Below are 14,798 nucleotides of genomic sequence, written 5' to 3' on the forward strand. Positions count from 1 at the left end.
TCAGGATTTCTTATGGACACCAAATTACTCGACATCCTCGCTTGCCCTGTCTGCAAGGGGCCGCTGAAACTCAGTGCCGATAAAACCGAGCTGATCAGCAAAGGCGCAGGCCTGGCTTTTCCGATTCGCGACGGCATTCCGGTGATGCTGGAAAGTGAAGCGCGCACGCTGTCCACCGACGAGCGTCTGGACAAATGACCGCAGTGTTCACCGTTGTCATCCCGGCGCGTTTCGGGTCCAGCCGTTTTCCGGGCAAACCGCTCAAAGAGATTGCTGGCAAGCCGATGATCCAGCATGTCTGGGAACAGGCACGTAAAAGCAGCGCGGCGCGGGTTGTGGTCGCCACTGACGATGCGCGTATCGTTGAGGCCTGCAAGGCTTTTGGTGCGGAAGTACTGTTGACCCGTGAGGATCACAACTCCGGCACTGATCGCCTGGCGGAAGTCGCCACGCAATTGGGCCTGGAAGCGGACGCCATCGTGGTCAACGTCCAGGGTGATGAACCGATGATCCCGCCTGCGGTGATTGATCAGGTCGCTGCCAATCTTGCGGCTCACCCTGAAGCGCGCATGTCCACCCTGGCAGAGCCTATTGATGACGTGGCGGCGCTGTTCAACCCGAACGTCGTAAAAGTGGTGTCCGATATCAATGGTCTGGCGCTGACCTTCAGTCGCGCGCCGTTGCCTTGGGCGCGGGATGCCTTGGCCAGAGATCGTGAGCAATTGCCTGCGGGCGTACCCTATCGTCGGCATATCGGTATCTACGCTTATCGTGCAGGCTTCCTGCATGATTTCGTCAGTTGGGGCCCTTGCTGGCTCGAAGACACGGAAAATCTCGAGCAGCTGCGTGCGCTCTGGCACGGCATACGAATTCACGTTGCCGACGCGCTGGAAGCCCCGCCAGCCGGTGTTGATACCCCGGAAGACCTTGAGCGCGTGCGCCGCCTGCTGGAGGTTTGACGTTGCAATTGCAGTCCGCTGTTTCACTCAAGCCGTTTAACACCTTTGGCGTTGATGTCACTGCGCAGCTGTTTGCCGAAGCCCATAACGACGACGATGTGCGCGAGGCTCTGGCCTATAGCGTGGAGCACGACCTGCCATTGATGGTCATCGGCGGTGGCAGCAATTTGCTGCTGACCGGTGACGTTCAGGCATTCGTGCTGCGCATGGCCAGCCGTGGTATCCGGATCGTCCGGGAGGATTGCAAGCACGCGGTCATTGAGGCTGAAGCAGGCGAGCCTTGGCATCCGTTCGTGCAGTCGTGCCTGGATTTGGGGCTCGCCGGGCTGGAAAATCTCAGTCTGATTCCCGGTACGGTCGGTGCTGCGCCCATGCAAAACATCGGTGCTTATGGGGTCGAGATCAAGGATGTGTTTCACAGCCTGACTGCGCTTGACCGCCAGACTGGCGAGCTGCGCGAATTCTCTCTTGAGGAATGTGCGTTCGGTTATCGCGACAGCCTGTTCAAGCATGAAACCGGCCGCTGGCTGATTCTGCGTGTGCGCTTCACCCTCAATTTCAGTGCCGAGTTGCATCTGGACTACGGTCCTGTGCGCCAACGCCTGGAAGAGCAGGGCATTCAGCAACCGACGCCTCGCGACGTTAGCAACGCTATTTGTGCCATTCGCAGTGAAAAGCTGCCGGATCCAGCGGTGCTGGGTAACGCGGGCAGTTTCTTCAAGAATCCGCTGGTGCCTGCCGCATTGGCTGAACAGATCCGCATCAAGCACCCCGCGCTGGTGGGTTATCCACAACCTGACGGTCAGGTGAAACTCGCAGCAGGCTGGCTTATAGAGCAGGCTGGCTGGAAGGGCTACCGTGAAGGCGACGCTGGCGTGCATCGTTTGCAATCGCTGGTGCTGGTCAATTACGGCCACGCCACGGGCTTGCAGTTGCATGCTTTGGCCGAGCGTATTCAAGCGGACATTGCCAAGCGCTTTGGGGTCGAGCTTGAAATGGAACCTAATCTTTATTGAGCTGAATTAAAAAGGATGGTTTTAGGAGCGCACGAGCAACGCGAGGCCGCGATAGCGGTGTTTTAGACAGGACGCCATCGCGGCCTCGCGGTGCTCGTGCGCTCCTACAGAATCTACGTCTGCGCACACAAAAACTACTCTAAGCGTTGTGTAGTCATCACCTATACCCTGGAAGGGAGTAACCATGACCAACACTGTGTGCGCCATTGTGCTCGCTGCCGGAGAAGGCCGTCGGTTTCAAGCTATTGCCGGTGAAGGTCAGAGCAAGCTGCTGGCTCATTGCATCGGCCGTGACGGAGTCGAGCGTCCGGTGCTGGAACAGGCCCTCGTCAACCTGCAGGGGGTTGTCGACAGGGTTCTGGTGATTACCCAGCCGGATTGTCCACAAGTCATCGCACTTGCCCATCAATACAACTGCGAGCTGTCCATGCTGGCTTCGGCGGGTATGGGTGACAGCATCGCTGCAGCGGTGGCTGCCCAGCCTGATCATCGTGGCTGGTTGATCGTTCTGGGTGACATGCCGTTCATCCTGCCTCAGACCCTGCATAGCGTCGTTGCCTCAATGGAGGACGGTCAGATTTCTGTGCCTGTGGTGAACGGCGAGCGGGGTCATCCGGTGGGTTTTGGTCGTCAATATGGTCCCGCGCTGATGGAGCTGACTGGCGATCAGGGCGCACGACGGTTGTTCAAGGATGGCTGCGTTCAGCAGGTAGAGGTCGATGACCCGGGTGTGCTGTGGGATGTAGATGTGCCAGAGCGGTTGGTGTTTGTTCCTTTATAGGGCATACACGTCCATCTGTACGCTGATTTATGCCTGGAGCATCGCCATCGCGAGCAAGCTCACTCCTACAGTTGCAACCCGATCCTATGTAGGAGTGAGCTTGCTCGCGATGGCGTCAATGTAAGCGAAGGTAGATTCCATCATTAATGCAAATTCCCACCGTCCACAAAAAAGCCCCACCTGCTTTCACAGGTGGGGCTTTTTTTCAACCAAGGATCAAACGAGAGGTTTAGGCTCGTTGCTTTCTTCCTTGGCTTCGTGGTGCTGCGTGAATGCCTGATCCGTCGAGTGCGAGTTCTCGTCAGCGACTGGAGCAGGTTCTACTGCTTCAATTGCGGGCTGAACTGCTTCGACTTCGTCAGCTACAGGGGCTGCAGCGGTGTTGGCTGCGGCTTCTTCAGCTTCCTTCTTCAGACGCTCTTCTTCACGCTTGCGGCGACGCACTTCACGAGGGTCGTTTGGCGCGCGGCCGTTGCTGCTCACCGGCAGTGCAGGGGCTTCAGGGGCAACAGCCACTGCTGCATCTGCGGTAGGTGGAGTTGCAACGACTTCCGGAGCAGCGTAAGGCGCAGGCTCTTCAGCTACCACTGCCGCAGGAGTTGGCAGCTCAGCCGATTCAGTGGCCGGAGCCTCTTCACGGACTGGCGCGGGCTCTTCAACCTGCGGTGCAGGTGTGGTCGGCTCTGGCGTTGGTGTGAACGGTACAACACGTTCAGCGTGTGGCGCTTCGAACATTTCTGTCTGTGCTGCCAGGGCTGGTGCTTCTGCGATCACTTGCGGAGCTGCTTCAACGACCTGCTGCACTTCTACGTCCGGAGCGGTTTCAGCTTTCGGCGCATTGTCAGCCACCGGTGCTTCTACAGCGGGCGTTTCAACGGCTTGCGCTTCGAACGCTGGAGTCTGGATCGAAGGGGTTTCGATCACAGCTTCCGGGACGAACGAGGAGTCAGCTGAGTCAACGGTTGCAGTTGCGCGCTCGGCCTGACGGTGCGCTTCGGCTTCGGCAGGTGCGCTGATGACGCTGCTGCCAACGGCGGCGGTCGCTGCGGTGATAGCCAGACCTGCTGCCACTTCAGTGTTGCCCGATTCGCTGCCTTCTTCCTCAGAGCCTTCCGAACCTTCGATCACATTGCCGTTTGCATCACGCTGACGCTCACGACGGTTGCTGCGACGACGCTGACCACGGGAGCGGCGGCGAGGGCGATCGCCTTCTGCACCGTCCTGATGATCTTCGGTTGCCAGTTCTTCGTTGGTCAGCACTTCGTCTTCGCTGACCTCGGTAACGGCCTGCTCGGCACGAGGCTGGCGTTCTTCACGAGGAGCGCGTGGTTGACGCTCTTCACGTGGAGCGCGCTCAGGACGCTCTTCGCGAGGCGCTGCATCGGCTGCCGGAGCGGCATCCAGCGGCTCGCGCAGTTCACGAACACGCTCTTCACGAGGCTTGCGGTCTTCACGAGGTGTACGTGCTGCACGAGGCGCACGCTCTTCACGTGGGGCACGGGCCGGACGCTCTTCGCGTGGTGCTGCGCTGGTTTCTTCAACAACGGCTTCGCGTGGAGCGCGCGGTGCGCGTTCTTCACGAGGCGCACGTTCCTCACGCGGTGCACGCTCTTCGCGTGGAGCACGTTCGGCACGTTCTTCACGTGGCTTGCGTTCTTCATCGCGACGGTTGTTGCGGCCACGGCTCTGTTGACGACCGTTGCGGCGCTCTTCGTTGCGGGCAGGGCGCTCGGCAGCCGGTTTTTCAACCACAACCGGGGCAACTGGCTCTTCCTTGGTGGCGAACAGGCTCACCAGGGATTTGACCAGGCCTTTGAACAGGCTTGGCTCGTGAGCGACCGGAGCCGGTGCGGCGGGAACGGCTTCAACCGGAACCGGAGCGTTGGCACGCGGCGGAGCGGTTTTAACGGCGGCTTCCTGGCGAACCAGGGTGCGTGTTGCAGCGGCTGGCTGAACTTCTTCAACTTCAGCAGCGGCGGCAGCGATTTCGTAGCTGGACTGCAGGGTGTGTGCTTCCGGGCTGTCATCACGCAGGCGCTGAACTTCGAAGTGCGGCGTTTCGAGGTGATCGTTCGGCAGGATGATGATGCGGGCACGGGTGCGCAGTTCGATCTTGGTGATCGAGTTGCGTTTTTCGTTGAGCAGGAAAGCCGCAACCGGAATCGGCACTTGAGCGCGGACTTCGGCAGTGCGGTCTTTCAGAGCTTCTTCTTCGATCAGACGCAGGATGGCCAGCGACAGCGACTCAACGTCACGGATGATGCCGGTGCCGTTGCAACGCGGGCAGACGATACCGCTGCTTTCGCCCAGCGATGGACGCAGGCGCTGACGAGACATTTCCAGCAGGCCGAAGCGCGAGATACGACCAACCTGAACGCGGGCACGGTCGGCTTCCAGGCTTTCGCGCACTTTTTCTTCCACGGCGCGCTGGTTCTTGGCCGGTGTCATGTCGATGAAGTCGATGACGATCAGGCCGCCGATGTCACGCAGACGCAATTGACGGGCGATTTCTTCAGCCGCTTCAAGGTTGGTCTGCAGGGCGGTTTCTTCGATGTCGCTGCCTTTGGTGGCGCGCGCCGAGTTGATGTCGATGGACACCAGGGCTTCGGTCGGATCGATGACGATGGAGCCGCCGGAAGGCAGTTCAACGACGCGCTGGAAGGCGGTCTCGATCTGGCTTTCGATCTGGAAACGGTTGAACAGCGGAACGCTGTCTTCGTACAACTTGATCTTGCTGGCGTACTGCGGCATCACCTGACGGATAAAGGTCAGTGCTTCTTCCTGGGCTTCGATGCTGTCGATCAGCACTTCGCCGATGTCCTGGCGCAGGTAGTCGCGGATGGCGCGGATGATGACGTTGCTTTCCTGGTAGATCAGGAATGGAGCAGCGCGATCCAGCGAAGCCTCTTTGATAGCGGTCCAGAGTTGCAGCAGGTAGTCGAGGTCCCACTGCATTTCTTCGCTGCTGCGGCCCAGGCCGGCAGTGCGAACGATCAGACCCATGTCGGCTGGAGCGATCAGGCCGTTCAGCGCTTCGCGCAGTTCGTTGCGCTCTTCGCCTTCGATGCGACGGGAAATACCGCCTGCACGCGGGTTGTTCGGCATCAGGACCAGATAACGACCGGCCAGGCTGATGAAGGTGGTCAGGGCTGCGCCTTTGTTGCCGCGCTCTTCCTTCTCGACCTGAACGATGACTTCCTGGCCTTCGCTCAGGACGTCCTTGATGTTGACGCGGCCTTCAGGGGCTTTCTTGAAGTACTCGCGGGAGATTTCTTTCAGAGGCAGGAAGCCGTGGCGCTCAGAGCCGAAATCGACAAAGGCAGCCTCAAGGCTGGGTTCGATGCGAGTGATCCGGCCTTTATAGATATTGGCCTTTTTCTGCTCGCGGGCACCGGACTCGATGTCCAGGTCATATAAGCGCTGGCCGTCTACCAGTGCAACGCGCAACTCTTCGGGTTGAGTTGCGTTAATCAGCATTCTTTTCATGTAGTACCGTCGGTTTCCGGGCTGCCGGAAACGGCGTTCGGCACACACGACTTCTCACGGTCGGTGTCAGGGCACGTCAGGAGTGGTTGGACACTCCAGTGTCTAGCGAGATTACCGGCCAACGGGGCCGGAGTCGCGACGACGTTTCCTGCTTGCTGTGGTGACAAAAGACACCCTTTCAGCAAAAGCTTTGTCAGGAGGAGGAATCGACCATCGGTAGCGGACGAGATGAAGCGTCTAAAACAAGCCTTGTGCTACACAGTCCGATGGTTGTGCGTCTCCACCCTACACGTATCCCTGATAATTCGGGTGCTGCCGCGCGCAGAATCCGCAACGGGTTGGCATTTACCGCAGCCTTCCAGAGGGAAGGTTGCGCATCATGGCTTAAGGCGTTTGTTTCCGAAGCATTCGCCCGGACCGTCTGTAAACGACTGCACTTTGTGAACTGGCCGTGATTTATTAGCTCTGAAGGCGAGTGATAACTCTGCGATCTGGCGTGTATCAGGCCTCATGTCACCTGCGCTTGTAACGTTTGCAGCCCATCCGTTGTCACCGAAAGCCCCGTAGGACGGCCTCGCGTCCTCGTGAATTGCGTAGGGCAGGGTCGGTCATAAACCGTTTGTCCGCTGTCCAGGCCGCTTTTGGCGGCGTTCGCGACTATAGCAGCAATCATTAAGTGCTTCAAATCCATAAAAAATTGTTATGATTTGCGCCATGACGAATATCACCCCTCCAACCCCCGGCGTCCAGCTGGTAGAGGTTGCGCCGGAATATGCCGGTCAACGTATTGATAACTTTCTTGTCACTTTCCTCAAAGGCGTGCCCAAGACCTTGATCTATCGCATTTTGCGCAAAGGCGAAGTGCGGGTGAACAAGGGGCGGATCAAGCCCGAGTACAAGTTGCAGGCAGGCGACATCATCCGTGTCCCGCCAGTGCGCGTGCCTGAGCGTGACGAACCTGTGCCTGTGGCTCAGGGGCTTTTGCAGCGCCTTGAAGCGGCGATTGTCTATGAAGACAAGGCGCTGATCGTGCTCAACAAGCCTGCCGGTATTGCCGTGCATGGCGGTAGTGGCCTGAACTTCGGTGTCATCGAAGCTTTCCGCCAGATGCGCCCGGATGCCAAGGAGCTCGAACTGGTACACCGTCTGGATCGCGACACTTCCGGGCTGTTGATGATTGCCAAGAAGCGCAGCATGTTGCGCCACCTGCATGAGGCCTTGCGCGGCGACGGTGTCGACAAGCGCTACATGGCACTGGTACGCGGTCGCTGGGATACCGCTCAAAAGCGTGTCAGCGCCCCATTGCTCAAAAGCAATCTGCGGTCCGGTGAGCGCATGGTCGAAGTCAACGACGAAGGCAAGGAGGCACTGACAATTTTCAAAGTGCTGCGCCGCTTCGGTGATTTCGCCACCATGGTCGAAGCCAAGCCGGTGACCGGTCGTACGCACCAGATCCGGGTGCACACGCTGCACGCCGGGCACGCCATTGCCGGTGATACCAAATACGGCGACGAAGACTTCAGTCGCGAGATTCGCAATCTGGGCGGCAAGCGCCTGTTCTTGCACGCTTATATGCTGACCGTGCCGCTGCAGGATGGTGGCGAGCTTAAATTGCAGGCCCCCGTTGATGAAATGTGGGCCAAGACAGTGGAGCGTTTGAGTGCGACCTGATTCTGAATCTTCGAAGTATGATTTATTGATTTTCGATTGGGATGGCACGCTGGCTGACTCTATCGGCCGCATCGTTGCCGCCATGCGCGCTGCGGCTGTCGAGAGTGGCAGGCCGGAGCGTGACGAGCATTCCATCAAGGGCATTATCGGTCTGGGTTTGCCCGAAGCGATTCGCACGCTTTATCCGGATATCACAACCAATGACCTGATCGATTTCCGTCAGCATTACGCCGACAGTTATATGGCCATGGACAATGACGTAGCTTCACCTTTGTTCGAAGCTGTGCGCGAATCCATTGAAGGCTGGCGCGCCGAGGGTTACAAACTGGCCGTGGCCACCGGCAAGGCGCGTCGCGGTCTTGATCGTGTTTTGAAGGCTCATGACTGGCTCGACTATTTCGACATCACCCGAGCGGCGGATGAAACCGCCAGCAAGCCTGATCCGCTGATGCTGAATGAAATTCTTCAGCATTGCGGCGTTGAGCCGGGGCGGGCGTTGATGGTGGGTGATTCCTCTTTCGATCTGCTGATGGCGCGTAATGCGGGTATGGATTCCGTGGCAGTGGGCTATGGCGCGCAGTCGCTGGATTCACTGCGTACTTATGAGCCGCAGTTGGCTATCGAGCATTTTTCCGAGCTGCGCACCTGGTTGGGTGATCGCAGCCATCAGTCTTCATTGTTGGGGTCGTAAATAAATGTCGGACGAATGGAAAGCACCGGTTTCCCGTGACGAGGACGAAGTCGCAGACAGCAAGGCTGATGCGAAGAGCTGGAAATTGCTGGAAAAAACCCTGCTGGCGGGGATTCAGGAACAGCGTCGTTCGCGCCGCTGGGGGATTTTCTTCAAATGCCTGACCTTCCTTTATCTGATCGGGGCACTGTTTCTGTTTACGCCTTTGGGTGATTTCGAGAAAAGCGCTTCTGGCAGTGCCCATCACACCGCGCTGATCCAGATCGAAGGCATGATCGCTGACAAGGAGCCTGCCAGCGCCGATAACATCGTCGGCAGCCTGCGCGCAGCGTTCGAAGACCCGAAAACCAAGGGCGTGATCCTGCGCATCAACAGCCCTGGCGGCAGTCCTGTGCAATCGGGTTACGTCGCTGATGAAATCCGTCGCCTGCGCGCCGAGAAGCCGGAGATCAAGGTCTACGCCGTGATCACCGACCTGGGCGCTTCGGGTGCTTACTACATTGCCAGCGCGGCTGACCAGATCTACGCCGACAAGGCCAGCCTGGTGGGTTCTATCGGCGTAACCGCAGCAGGCTTCGGCTTTGTCGGCGCCATGGAAAAACTGGGTGTTGATCGCCGGACCTACACATCAGGCGAGCACAAGTCGTTCCTGGACCCGTTCCAGCCGCAAAAAGCAGACGAAACCGCATTCTGGCAAAGCGTGCTGGACACCACCCACCGCCAGTTCATCGCCAGCGTAAAACAGGGCCGAGGCGACCGCCTCAAGGACAAAGATCATCCTGAACTGTTCTCCGGGCTGGTCTGGACGGGCGAACAAGCCCTGCCGCTGGGCCTGATCGACGGCCTGGGCAGCTCCAGCTACGTCGCACGTGAAGTCATCGGCGAAAAAGAAATGGTCGACTTCACCGTTCAGGAATCCCCGTTCGATCGCTTCTCGAAAAAACTGGGCGCCAGCGTCGCAGATCAAATCGCAATGTGGGCCGGCTTCAAAGGGCCGACGCTTCGCTGATTGCGAATCGCAGCCAACAAAAACCCGACCATTGGTCGGGTTTTTTATTCCGCAGCGGTCGACCACTACTGACGCCAATAGCTCGGCAAGCTCGCGCATTCAGGTCGGCTGTCAGGCCGCCACGCTTTTGATTTTGATCTTGGGCGCCCCATTAAACACGCTGGCCGAACGCAGATTCTGAACCGTGGGCAACCCGGCAGGACGCCGGGTTAGCCGCATTGGGCCATGGATGGCCCGTTGCGGCGGCCCACGGTTCAGGATCTGTGTTCGGGTACACCGAGCGACAGCGAGGTGCCGAGTGGTGGGGCAAGAGCGCTTTGGTTACTTTCGCGCTTTTCGAAAGTGACGCGCTGTAAAAGCGCAACCAATATCAGCCATGCCTGCGGTAACGGATATGTACATAAGAGGAGAGGATGTGGAGCTGAAGCGCAATCACGGCACCTGCACACCTTCCTTTATAAGCATATCCACCAACCGAATCAGCGGCAGCCCAACCAGACTCGTAGCATCACCCCCCTCAGTACTCCGAAACAGACTGACACCCAACCCCTCAGCCTTGAAACTACCCGCACAGTCATACGGCTGCTCCGCACGCAAATAACGCTCAATACCGACCTGATCCAGCGTACGCATATGCACCGTAAACGGCACATAATCAACCTGACAACCACCTGTCGAACTGTTGAGCAACGCAAGGCCAGTCAGAAACGTCACACTGGAACCGCTGGCCGCACTCAACTGCTCCCGAGCACGCTCAAAAGTGTGAGGCTTGCCAAGAATCCTGCCGTCCAGCACAGCCACCTGATCCGAACCAATAATCAAATGGCCAGGATATGCGGCCGCAAGGGCCCGGGCTTTCTCCTCAGCCAAACGACGAACCAACTCAATCGCCCCCTCATTGGGTAAGTGACTTTCATCGATATCAGGCGAGGCACAGACGAACGGCAGCCGCAGTCTGGCGAGCAATTCCCGGCGATAAGGTGAGCTGGAAGCAAGAAGCAAAGGCAACATGCGGTTCTCCAAAAAGTGAAAACTGATTCTAATCAGTCTCGTGCAGGATTATTGGCCTGAATTTCCTTTGACATGCCTTGGGGTCGTCCCTAGAATGCTGCGCCTATGTTGAATGACCCGATTCCACCTCACGTTGACCCGCGCAAATTGGCTGATCGTGGCACTACCCTTCAAGGTGAAGTGCTGCTGGCTGATTTGGAGAGACTCTGCGACCCGCTTTCCGACACTGTCGGTTCGGTGCAGGCCAAATTCATTTTTGAGCGTGACGAACGTCGCTCCGTGGTTATCCACAGTGCAATTGACGTCGAAGTCAAAATGGTTTGCCAGCGTTGTCTTGAGCTGGTCACCCTGCCGATTCACAGCGAGTGCAGTTACGCTGTGGTGAAGGAGGGTGCGAATACCCAGTCGTTACCGAAAGGTTATGACGTGCTGGAACTGGGCGAAGATCCATTGGATCTGCTGGCATTGATCGAGGAGGAGCTTTTGCTCGCCTTGCCCATTGTGCCTGCTCATCATCCGGAAGAATGCCAGCAGCCGGCGGGTCTCGATGAGCCCGAACCGAGCGTGGACGAGGTAACGCGGTCCAACCCGTTCAGTGTATTGGCGCAGTTAAAGCGTGACCCAAACGTTTAGGAGTTAATCAATTATGGCTGTTCAGCAGAACAAAAAATCCCGCTCTGCCCGTGACATGCGTCGTTCGCACGACGCTCTTGAGGCAAGCACTCTGTCGGTAGAAAAGACCACTGGTGAAATTCACCTGCGTCACCACGTTTCGCCGGAAGGTGTTTACCGTGGTCGTAAAGTGATCGACAAGGGCGCTGACGAGTAATTTCTTGTCCGCTCCGATCATCGCGATCGACGCAATGGGCGGGGACTTCGGTCCCCGCAACATTGTTCAGGCCAGTCTTGCGTGCCTGTCTGCTACGCCCTCGCTCCATCTGATCCTTGTGGGTCAAGCCCCCCTTATTGAAGAACTCATTGCCCGCCATTCTGGTGTGGATCGCTCACGTCTGCGCGTTGTGAACGCCAGCGAAGTGATCGCCATGGATGAACGGCCGTCCCAGGCGTTGCGTGGCAAGCCTGACTCTTCGATGCGCGTGGCGCTGGATCTGGTGGCGAGCGGGCAGGCTCAGGCGTGCGTCAGTGCCGGAAATACTGGTGCATTGATGGCGCTTTCGCGCTTTGTCCTGAAAACCCTGCCAGGTATTGATCGCCCGGCAATGGTTGCGGCGATTCCTACCCAGCGTGGCTATTGTCAGTTGCTGGATCTTGGGGCGAATGTCGATTGCAGTGCTGAAAACCTTTATCAGTTTGCCGTGATGGGGTCCGTGGCGGCAGAAGCGCTAGGTGTGGTGCGGCCAAAAGTCGCGCTGCTCAATGTCGGTACCGAAGACATCAAGGGTAATCAGCAGGTCAAGCTGGCTGCGAGTCTGCTGCAGGCTGCGCCTGGCTTGAACTACACAGGTTTTGTCGAAGGTGACGGGTTGTATCGCGGCGAGGCTGATGTGGTGGTCTGTGACGGTTTTGTCGGCAATATCGTGCTCAAGTCCAGCGAAGGGCTGGCGAGCATGATTGCTGCACGAATTGAAACCTTGTTCAGGCAGAATCTGCTGTCAAGGACGGTAGGCGCGCTGGCAATGCCTCTGCTCAAGCGTCTCCAGGCTGATCTTGCGCCTGCGCGGCATAATGGGGCGAGCTTTCTCGGTTTGCAGGGCATTGTGGTTAAAAGTCATGGTTCTGCCAGTGTGCAGGGCTTTCAGAGTGCGATTCAGCGTGCGCTGATCGAGATTCAGGAAAACCTGCCGCAGCGCTTGCACGGGCGCCTTGGCGAGCTGTTATAGGCTTTCCATAGCGACGTTTGCAGCGCGGGTCCGCTAGAATGTGACGCTGCTGACTGACCGGTCATCAAAACCGGCAAGTGGCTGTAATTAGAATTTCTCGCGCTCGGCCCAGAAGGCCGGGCGTTTATTTCGACGACCATAATCAGGGGCTTGTTTAATGTCTGCATCCCTCGCATTCGTCTTTCCGGGTCAAGGATCGCAATCGCTCGGCATGCTCGCCGATCAGGGCGCGCACCATCCGTTGATCCTCGATACTTTCGCGCAGGCCTCCGATGCCTTGGGTTATGACCTCTGGGCGCTGACTCAGGAAGGTCCGGTCGAGTCGCTCAATCAGACCGACAAGACCCAGCCGGCAATTCTCACTGCGTCGATTGCCCTGTGGCATGTGTGGCTGGCTGAAGGCGGTGCTGTCCCTGCATTTGTCGCCGGTCACAGCCTGGGTGAATACAGCGCGCTGGTCGCGGCACAAAGCCTGAGCCTGGCTGATGCGGTCAAACTGGTCGAGCGTCGTGGTCAGTTGATGCAGGAAGCGGTTCCCGCCGGTCAGGGCGGCATGGCTGCCATTCTCGGTCTGGACGATGCCGATGTCATCGCTGCCTGCGCCGAAGCGGCTCAGGGCGAAGTGGTCAGCGCGGTCAATTTCAACTCGCCGGGCCAGGTCGTCATCGCCGGTTCCGCCGAGGCTGTAAAGCGTGCCATGGAGCTGTGCAAGGCCCGTGGTGCCAAGCGCGCGCTGCCATTGCCGGTGAGCGTTCCTTCGCACTGCGAACTGATGCGTTCAGCGGCCGAGCGTTTTGCCGAGTCGATCGAAGCGATCGAGTGGCAGGCCCCACAGATTCCGTTGGTGCAGAACGTCAGCGCCAGTGTCGTGACCGATCTCGCCACGCTGAAAACCGATTTGCTGCAACAGTTGTACAAGCCGGTCCGTTGGGTCGAGTCGATCCAGGCGCTGGCTGCAAATGGCGCTACCCAGCTGGTTGAGTGTGGTCCCGGCAAAGTGCTTGCCGGCCTGAACAAGCGTTGCGCCGAAGGCGTGACGACCTACAACCTGGATACCCCAGACGCCTACGCCGCCGCCCGTGCGGCACTGGCCTGATTAGGAGAGCTTGCATGAGCCTGCAAGGTAAAGTTGCACTGGTGACTGGTGCCAGTCGTGGTATTGGTCAAGCCATTGCCCTGGAATTGGGTCGTAATGGTGCTGTAGTGGTCGGGACAGCGACTTCCGAGTCGGGTGCCGAGCGCATCAGCGCGACGTTCAAGGAAAACGGCATCGAAGGTTTTGGCCTGATGCTGGACGTCTGCAGCGCCGAGTCCGTGGACTCCGTGCTGTCGCAGATTCAGGAGCGCGTTGGCGCACCGTTGATTCTGGTCAATAATGCCGGTATCACTCGTGACAACCTGATGATGCGCATGAAAGACGACGAGTGGAATGATGTCGTCAACACCAACCTGAACAGCCTTTTCCGTCTGTCCAAGGGCGTTTTGCGTGGTATGACCAAGGCGCGTTGGGGTCGAATTATCAGTATTGGTTCTGTTGTGGGTGCCATGGGCAACGCAGGCCAAGTAAACTATGCCGCCGCGAAAGCGGGTCTGGAAGGTTTCAGTCGCGCTCTGGCGCGTGAAGTGGGTTCGCGTGCGGTAACCGTGAACTCGGTAACTCCTGGTTTTATCGACACCGATATGACCCGCGAGCTGCCTCAGACGCAACGAGATTCCCTGACGGCGCAGATTCCTCTGGGTCGCCTGGGGCAGGCAGAAGAGATTGCGCATGTTGTCGCTTTTCTTGCCTCGGAAGGTGCAGGCTACGTTACCGGGGCTACAATCCCCGTTAACGGCGGCATGTATATGTGATCGCCCGTTTTAAAAAAATGTAATACGGGCTGTCTAAAATCCGTTATAAAGCTGAAATCTTTTAATGGGCAGAGGGGTGATGGGCGTATCGGGAATTGCGTTAAGCTTGAAATTCGCAAATCCTCTTCTATACACTTACCCATCGGCCAGCTGCCTGAATTTGTCTACTAGGAGTTAAAACACGGTATGAGCACCATCGAAGAGCGCGTCAAGAAAATCGTTGCTGAGCAACTTGGCGTCAAACCTGAGGAAGTGATCAACTCTGCTTCCTTCGTTGAAGACCTGGGTGCCGACTCCCTTGACACCGTTGAGCTGGTAATGGCTCTGGAAGAGGAATTCGAGACCGAAATCCCTGACGAAGAAGCCGAGAAGATCACCACTGTTCAAGCTGCTATCGATTACGTTACTGCCCACCAGGCGTAACATTTAGTAATCGTTGCTGGGTCATGGGAAAACCGCACTGCCTTACCGGCGTGCGGTTT

At 57.9% G+C, this 14,798-nt stretch carries 15 protein-coding genes; 13 read left to right on the forward strand and 2 right to left on the reverse strand.

What is annotated here, in order from left to right; genetic code table 11:
• The first annotated feature begins 12 nt into the window (after window positions 1-12).
• The 4 genes from AO242_RS16755 (at window position 13) to AO242_RS16770 (ending at window position 2,756) form a co-directional block, all read left to right on the forward strand.
• Window positions 13-198, forward strand: coding sequence for a Trm112 family protein (locus AO242_RS16755; RefSeq protein ID WP_027898761.1), 186 nt, complete (start codon window positions 13-15; stop codon window positions 196-198).
• Window positions 195-959, forward strand: a complete 765-nt coding sequence (kdsB, locus tag AO242_RS16760) for a 3-deoxy-manno-octulosonate cytidylyltransferase (protein WP_099269609.1) — start codon at window positions 195-197, stop codon at window positions 957-959. The genes AO242_RS16755 and kdsB overlap by 4 nt, the downstream gene beginning before the upstream one ends.
• On the forward strand, window positions 956-1,975 hold the full coding sequence (gene murB / locus AO242_RS16765) for a UDP-N-acetylmuramate dehydrogenase (RefSeq protein ID WP_099269610.1): 1,020 nt from the start codon (window positions 956-958) through the stop codon (window positions 1,973-1,975). Before kdsB ends, murB begins: the two co-directional genes overlap by 4 nt.
• A gap of 184 nt (window positions 1,976-2,159) precedes the next feature.
• Window positions 2,160-2,756 (forward strand): nucleotidyltransferase family protein, encoded by a 597-nt coding sequence (locus tag AO242_RS16770; RefSeq protein ID WP_099269611.1) that lies wholly within the window; start codon window positions 2,160-2,162, stop codon window positions 2,754-2,756.
• Between the two features lie 216 nt (window positions 2,757-2,972).
• On the opposite strand, the gene rne is transcribed toward AO242_RS16770, so the two are convergent.
• Window positions 2,973-6,242: a ribonuclease E gene (rne, locus tag AO242_RS16775; RefSeq protein ID WP_441343362.1), complete on the reverse strand. Its 3,270-nt coding sequence runs from the start codon at window positions 6,240-6,242 to the stop codon at window positions 2,973-2,975.
• 714 nt (window positions 6,243-6,956) lie between these two features.
• Between rne and rluC the strand changes: the two genes are divergently transcribed.
• Genes rluC through AO242_RS16795 form a run of 3 tightly spaced genes read left to right on the forward strand, consistent with a single transcriptional unit; the run spans window position 6,957 to window position 9,613 of the window.
• Window positions 6,957-7,913 carry a 23S rRNA pseudouridine(955/2504/2580) synthase RluC gene (gene rluC / locus AO242_RS16785; protein ID WP_099269614.1) on the forward strand — a complete coding sequence of 319 codons (957 nt, stop codon included), beginning with the start codon at window positions 6,957-6,959 and terminating at the stop codon, window positions 7,911-7,913.
• The gene (locus tag AO242_RS16790) at window positions 7,903-8,604 is read left to right on the forward strand and encodes an HAD-IA family hydrolase (RefSeq protein WP_099269615.1); all 702 of its coding nucleotides are present in this window, start codon (window positions 7,903-7,905) and stop codon (window positions 8,602-8,604) included. The genes rluC and AO242_RS16790 overlap by 11 nt, the downstream gene beginning before the upstream one ends.
• 4 nt (window positions 8,605-8,608) lie before the next feature.
• The gene (locus AO242_RS16795) at window positions 8,609-9,613 is read left to right on the forward strand and encodes a S49 family peptidase (protein WP_027901077.1); all 1,005 of its coding nucleotides are present in this window, start codon (window positions 8,609-8,611) and stop codon (window positions 9,611-9,613) included.
• A 432-nt stretch (window positions 9,614-10,045) separates the two neighbouring features.
• On the opposite strand, the gene AO242_RS16800 is transcribed toward AO242_RS16795, so the two are convergent.
• Window positions 10,046-10,624 carry a Maf family protein gene (locus tag AO242_RS16800; protein ID WP_099269616.1) on the reverse strand — a complete coding sequence of 193 codons (579 nt, stop codon included), beginning with the start codon at window positions 10,622-10,624 and terminating at the stop codon, window positions 10,046-10,048.
• Between the two features lie 105 nt (window positions 10,625-10,729).
• Here AO242_RS16800 and AO242_RS16805 point away from each other — a divergent pair, with 105 nt between their 5' ends.
• The 6 genes from AO242_RS16805 to acpP all read left to right on the forward strand — a co-directional run bounded on the left by AO242_RS16805 (window position 10,730) and on the right by acpP (window position 14,739).
• Window positions 10,730-11,257, forward strand: coding sequence for a YceD family protein (locus AO242_RS16805; protein ID WP_027901079.1), 528 nt, complete (start codon window positions 10,730-10,732; stop codon window positions 11,255-11,257).
• Between the two features lie 13 nt (window positions 11,258-11,270).
• Entirely contained in the window at window positions 11,271-11,453 is a 183-nt protein-coding gene (rpmF, locus tag AO242_RS16810; RefSeq protein WP_002552688.1) for a 50S ribosomal protein L32, read from the forward strand.
• Between the two features lie 4 nt (window positions 11,454-11,457).
• Window positions 11,458-12,465: a phosphate acyltransferase PlsX gene (gene plsX, locus AO242_RS16815; RefSeq protein WP_099269617.1), complete on the forward strand. Its 1,008-nt coding sequence runs from the start codon at window positions 11,458-11,460 to the stop codon at window positions 12,463-12,465.
• A gap of 157 nt (window positions 12,466-12,622) precedes the next feature.
• Window positions 12,623-13,561 carry an ACP S-malonyltransferase gene (gene fabD / locus AO242_RS16820; protein WP_099269618.1) on the forward strand — a complete coding sequence of 313 codons (939 nt, stop codon included), beginning with the start codon at window positions 12,623-12,625 and terminating at the stop codon, window positions 13,559-13,561.
• A 14-nt stretch (window positions 13,562-13,575) separates the two neighbouring features.
• Window positions 13,576-14,316 (forward strand): 3-oxoacyl-ACP reductase FabG, encoded by a 741-nt coding sequence (gene fabG, locus AO242_RS16825; RefSeq protein WP_027901082.1) that lies wholly within the window; start codon window positions 13,576-13,578, stop codon window positions 14,314-14,316.
• Window positions 14,317-14,502: 186 nt separating this feature from the next.
• A complete protein-coding gene (acpP, locus tag AO242_RS16830; RefSeq protein ID WP_099269619.1) occupies window positions 14,503-14,739 on the forward strand; it encodes an acyl carrier protein in 237 nt (78 codons plus the stop codon).
• Window positions 14,740-14,798: the final 59 nt, after the last annotated feature.

Origin of the sequence: Pseudomonas sp. ICMP 561, from assembly GCF_002699985.1 — a bacterium.
In the GTDB taxonomy this organism is placed as follows: Bacteria; Pseudomonadota; Gammaproteobacteria; order Pseudomonadales; family Pseudomonadaceae; genus Aquipseudomonas; species Aquipseudomonas quasicaspiana.

Bases quoted from the DNA above. Each gene is read 5' to 3' on its own strand.
- AO242_RS16755 (WP_027898761.1), top strand. From the start codon at position 13: ATGGACACCAAATTACTCGACATCCTCGCTTGCCCTGTCTGCAAGGGG.
- kdsB (WP_099269609.1), top strand. From the start codon at position 195: ATGACCGCAGTGTTCACCGTTGTCATCCCGGCGCGTTTCGGGTCCAGC.
- AO242_RS16770 (WP_099269611.1), top strand. From the start codon at position 2,160: ATGACCAACACTGTGTGCGCCATTGTGCTCGCTGCCGGAGAAGGCCGT.
- rne (WP_441343362.1), bottom strand. From the start codon at position 6,242: ATGAAAAGAATGCTGATTAACGCAACTCAACCCGAAGAGTTGCGCGTT.
- rluC (WP_099269614.1), top strand. From the start codon at position 6,957: ATGACGAATATCACCCCTCCAACCCCCGGCGTCCAGCTGGTAGAGGTT.
- AO242_RS16795 (WP_027901077.1), top strand. From the start codon at position 8,609: ATGTCGGACGAATGGAAAGCACCGGTTTCCCGTGACGAGGACGAAGTC.
- AO242_RS16800 (WP_099269616.1), bottom strand. From the start codon at position 10,624: ATGTTGCCTTTGCTTCTTGCTTCCAGCTCACCTTATCGCCGGGAATTG.
- AO242_RS16805 (WP_027901079.1), top strand. From the start codon at position 10,730: ATGTTGAATGACCCGATTCCACCTCACGTTGACCCGCGCAAATTGGCT.
- rpmF (WP_002552688.1), top strand. From the start codon at position 11,271: ATGGCTGTTCAGCAGAACAAAAAATCCCGCTCTGCCCGTGACATGCGT.
- fabD (WP_099269618.1), top strand. From the start codon at position 12,623: ATGTCTGCATCCCTCGCATTCGTCTTTCCGGGTCAAGGATCGCAATCG.
- fabG (WP_027901082.1), top strand. From the start codon at position 13,576: ATGAGCCTGCAAGGTAAAGTTGCACTGGTGACTGGTGCCAGTCGTGGT.
- acpP (WP_099269619.1), top strand. From the start codon at position 14,503: ATGAGCACCATCGAAGAGCGCGTCAAGAAAATCGTTGCTGAGCAACTT.